The sequence below is a fragment of the Gammaproteobacteria bacterium genome (assembly GCA_003696665.1).
GTDB lineage: Bacteria > Pseudomonadota > Gammaproteobacteria > Enterobacterales.
In genome coordinates this window covers 1-4295 of sequence record RFGJ01000066.1, presented here as the reverse complement: position 1 = coordinate 4295, position 4295 = coordinate 1, and the positions used below count along the sequence as shown (strand labels likewise).

The window sequence follows — 4295 nt, the reverse complement described above, 5'->3', positions numbered from 1 at the left end:
GTCTTGGTTGGTCGAGTTAAGCAACTGCAAGACACCAATGATTTCGTCGCGATGATTATGCATTGGGATGGCCACCATATCGCGCGTGCGATAGCCCGTTTCTTTGTCGTATTGGGCATTGAATCGATAGGGGGCTTCCTTGGGAATTTGATAGACATCATTGATTTTCACCGCCTCGCCGGTCAGGGCGGAGTAGCCAGCGATGCTGTCGGTCGATAACGGAAATCTCTTATTTTCGTGGTTAATGGTGGTGTTGGCATTTTGTGAAACAACAAAGCGCAGGTAGCTTTGTTCGCCGTCACGCTCGACGAGAAACAGACTGGCGCCCTCACAATTTGCCAGCCGGCGACCTTCATAAAGCACCTTGTCCAGCAGTTTATGTAGGTTTTTTTCAGCACTGAGCATGATACCAATTTGCATCAATTGCCGGTGCTGTTCGGTCAAGACGCCGAGCCGGTCGCGGGTAGAGACAAGTGCGGCCTGCAATTGATGATGTCGCGTCGCAAGTTGAATCACTTGCCGCCAAGCGGTCGGTGAATCCTCTCGCACCACGAGGTCAGTCGATGGCTGCTCACTGGCGCCTACGATCAGTACGGTGTGCGGTATTGATGGTGAAACGGTGTCATGCGCGTTGATGACAACAAGGCAAGTGCGGTGGTTGGGTGTCTCTTTCAGTCCCACACCTAGGTCATTGGCTGCCGCAGTAAGTGCTTCTGAGGCTTCGCCAATGACACAAATGTTCAGTTGTTCGTCCATGGAATGCGGGGCTCTAGTTGTGATTTCAGTTGCACTTAGCCAACGTTTTAACTTGTCTCCGGACAGTTTAGCACAGGCGTACCCTTTTTGATCTTGCACAAGACTCGGACGTCCAAGATGGCCTAAACTAGTGGGACAAAAAGCCAAGAGGACATGCCATGGGATGTTGTGATCAAGCGGGACTGCGCCCTGTCGGAGAAGCAATTTCTCTGATGTTAAAGACGACGCATCCAGTCACAGAGACCGAGAACGTGCCACTTTCTACCGCCTTGGACAGAATACTTGCGGAAACCTTGGTGGCACAGCACCCCGTGCCAGCTTATGACAATTCGGCCATGGATGGTTATGCATTGCGTAGTCAGGATGGCACTGACGGCACCGTGCTCGAGGTGGTGGGTGAAGCGTTGGCAGGCCATCCTTTTTCAGGCGAGCTCGGGCCCGGTCAGGCTGTGCGGATAATGACTGGCGCTGCGATGCCTGACGGGGCTGATGCTGTTGTGATGCAAGAGCGCGTTGAGCGGAACGGTCATACCATTCGTGTGGTGAAATGGCCACGTGCCGGTGAAAATGTTCGACGGGCTGGCGAGGACATGGCGCAAGGCGCCACAGTTTTGACTGCAGGTGAACGACTGTCACCCGCGAAGCTTGGTGTGGTTGCCGCCATGGGATACGGTCAGGTCAGGGTGTTCCGCCGGCTGAGGGTGGCTGTTTTTTCAACTGGCGATGAGTTATTGCCACCCGGGCAGCCGCACGTCCCGGGTAAAATTTATGAGTCCAACACGGTGGTTGCCGTGGCAATGTTGCGGCGGGCTGGATTTGATGTACGAGATTTCGGCATCGTCCCAGATCATCCAGAAGCCATCGCCAAAACTTTTCGTGAGGCGGATGCATGGGCGGATGCGGTTATCAGTTCTGGCGGGGTCAGTGTGGGCGACGCTGATTACACGAAAGACGTGTTATCTGAGCTTGGCTACATTGAGTTTTGGAAGTTGGCGATCAAGCCGGGAAAACCTTTTGCCTTTGGCCGATTGAATCACAGTGTCTTTTTCGGGCTGCCCGGAAATCCGGTTTCTGCGGTTGTTACCTTGCACCAGTTGGCGTTACCCGTACTAAGACAGATGGCGGGCGAACAGGTGCCAAAGCCTATTGTGGTTCAGGCACAATTGTCTCATGACGTCAGGAAAAAACCGGGACGTCGAGAGTTCCAGCGTGCCGTGATTTCTGCCGATGATAATGGACAGCTTGTGGTTCGAAACACAGGCGCGCAAGGTTCGGGGCTGTTGACGTCCATTGCATGTGCCAATGGCTATCTGACTCTTGATGAACAGAGTGCTGGCGCGCGAGAAGGTGATGGGGTGCCAGTGATGTTCTTTGATGCCTTTATCAATTAACGTGTGCGCTGACAACGAAACGAATGTTGGTGCGTTTGGTCATTGGTCCCCCGGCGATGGACGTAGGGTTGGGTGGCTGGTGCTATCGCCGAGGAGACACTTGTGATGAACATGGTTACATGGATTCTTGATGAAGATAACGCTTGAGTTGCTTTTTCAAGCTTTCCGGAATCTGATGGATATAAAGGATGTCTTCTTCCGGAACATAGGTCACGCCTCGGCCCAATTGCTCACTTGAAAAACTCACCGATAAATCTCGTGTGCGCCCGTAGAAACGAACGTAGCGTTTCAAGTACTGACGGTTGAGATGCACACGTTCCGGGGGCGGTTGATCGCATTGTCCGAGAAACTCAACAAAGGCATCGCGGGCTGAGTCTGGCAAACGGTCGGTGAGTGCTTGTAACTCAATAGGCGCGCCGATTTTATCGTGCTCCAGACAAACATCGATCATTTGTTGGTGTAGGGCGCGTTGTTCCGTTTCTGGTTGTGTGGCGACGAACGTTCGTAGATTCTCGAGCAGAATGTGTGTCTCGTTTTCTGTTTCAACTGCGGCTTCAAATCCGAAACCATCAACGAGGGCCTTGGCCAAGGCGCGCATGCCGTATGCCATGTAGCATTGAAGGTAGGGCTGGTCGTTGTTTTGAGCTTTTTCGCCAAGATCGAGCAGAAAGCCTGCCTTAATCTGCGACGTGTCAAAGTGCTCGACTTCAACCACTCGTGCCCCGTCTAATGCGAGGGATACCATGGGCGGTAACCAGTAACAGTGGAATTGCTGTTGGAGGGTGTCATGCGCCATCAGGAGCCAAGCATCAAAGGACTGTTCACAGTCGGACAAATATTGCGACATGTGTTCGCTAAGCCGTCTGGTGAGCGACACAAAAGACTGCTGGTCCGCAAGATAGTCGTGCATGAGGGCTTCCACGGCCACATTGGTCTCAGAAAATTTGCCCCATTCTTTGGGTTGTAAGCGGCGAAAGGTTTGGTGACACTGTTTGAGTAAAGACAAACTGAGACCTGTTGCGAGATGCTCACCAGCATCCAGCGAAATTGGGCCATCCAATGTCTGACGGGTCAGACGGTGAACGATAAGTTTTACTTCAGTCATGAGGTCAGTAGCCTTGAGCAAGATTGACTTCACCAGTCAATGGCTGGTGCTCAGTGTACGCAGCCAGGTTTTCGAGGAATAGGGAAACCACATCATCAGGTTGGCTTTTGGCCGCCATATGTGGCGTGATGACAAGATTTTTCTGCGGCCAAAGCGGAGATGACTTGGGCAAAGGCTCTTCGCAAAAAACGTCACATACCGCCCATGCTGAGGGATTGGACTGGAGCCACTCAAGCAAGTCTGCCTCATTCACAGTTTGACCGCGCCCAACATTGACAAAGATGGCATTTTGGGGAAGTTTCGAAAAAAAACGCCGGTCAATGAGGCCAGATGTGCATTGGGTCAGGGGCAGGGTATTGACCCAGATGGAGGCTTGTGACGCAATGGAATACAGCTGCTCGGTTGAAACGGCGTGTTCGATCAAACCGCTTTTCAGGCCACGCCGATTGACGCCAATCAGCGACATGCCAAATTGTTTGGCAAGCGTCTGTATCATCGTTGTGACTGCCCCTGTGCCCAGCAAGCCCAAAGTTTGTCCATTGAGTGTTGGCGCCAGCCGCATGTCCCAATGCTTAATTTGTTGTAGCGCATGAAACTCTCTGTGTCGGTATCGAATGGCCAATATATGTCCAAACACGTATTCAGCCATGGGTTGAGCAAACCCTCGATTCATTCGGGTGAGTTTGAATTGTCGCTGACGTGCGTAAGGCAAGAGTACTTCAATGCCCGCAAACGTCGATTGCACCCATTTGACATGAGGCCACGCGCTGGGAAACCTCTCCCATAATTTCGTCAGCCGTGCTGGTTCTGCAATCACGATTTCCGGGTCGAGATCACGCACCCTTTGGCCGCTCAGTGCATCCGCCGAGTCTGAAAGCGGCACGATATCTGACGACGGTATCGATGCCAAAAGCCTGTCCGCCAGTGCTTGTGCATTGTGCGCGAGAATGACAATTTGCATAGCTTGAAAGACGACTATGTTCGGGAGATACACAGTGTAACCAGATGCTACAATTGTTCCTAGCCCTACTCGATGAAAGACC

Annotated in this window: 4 protein-coding genes; 1 reads left to right on the top strand and 3 read right to left on the bottom strand. The window is 52.4% G+C overall.

What is annotated here, in order from left to right; translation table 11 throughout:
* A partial coding sequence (locus D6694_02165) for a GAF domain-containing protein (protein ID RMH47336.1) occupies positions 1–756 on the bottom strand: 756 nt, incomplete at its 3' end.
* A 158-nt stretch (positions 757–914) separates the two neighbouring features.
* Here D6694_02165 and D6694_02160 point away from each other — a divergent pair.
* Positions 915–2147: a molybdopterin molybdenumtransferase MoeA gene (locus tag D6694_02160; protein ID RMH47335.1), complete on the top strand. Its 1233-nt coding sequence runs from the start codon at positions 915–917 to the stop codon at positions 2145–2147.
* Between the two features lie 115 nt (positions 2148–2262).
* On the opposite strand, the gene D6694_02155 is transcribed toward D6694_02160, so the two are convergent.
* A complete protein-coding gene (locus tag D6694_02155; GenBank protein RMH47334.1) occupies positions 2263–3252 on the bottom strand; it encodes a hypothetical protein in 990 nt (329 codons plus the stop codon).
* Between the two features lie 4 nt (positions 3253–3256).
* A complete protein-coding gene (locus D6694_02150) occupies positions 3257–4213 on the bottom strand; it encodes a D-2-hydroxyacid dehydrogenase (protein ID RMH47333.1) in 957 nt (318 codons plus the stop codon).
* Positions 4214–4295: the final 82 nt, after the last annotated feature.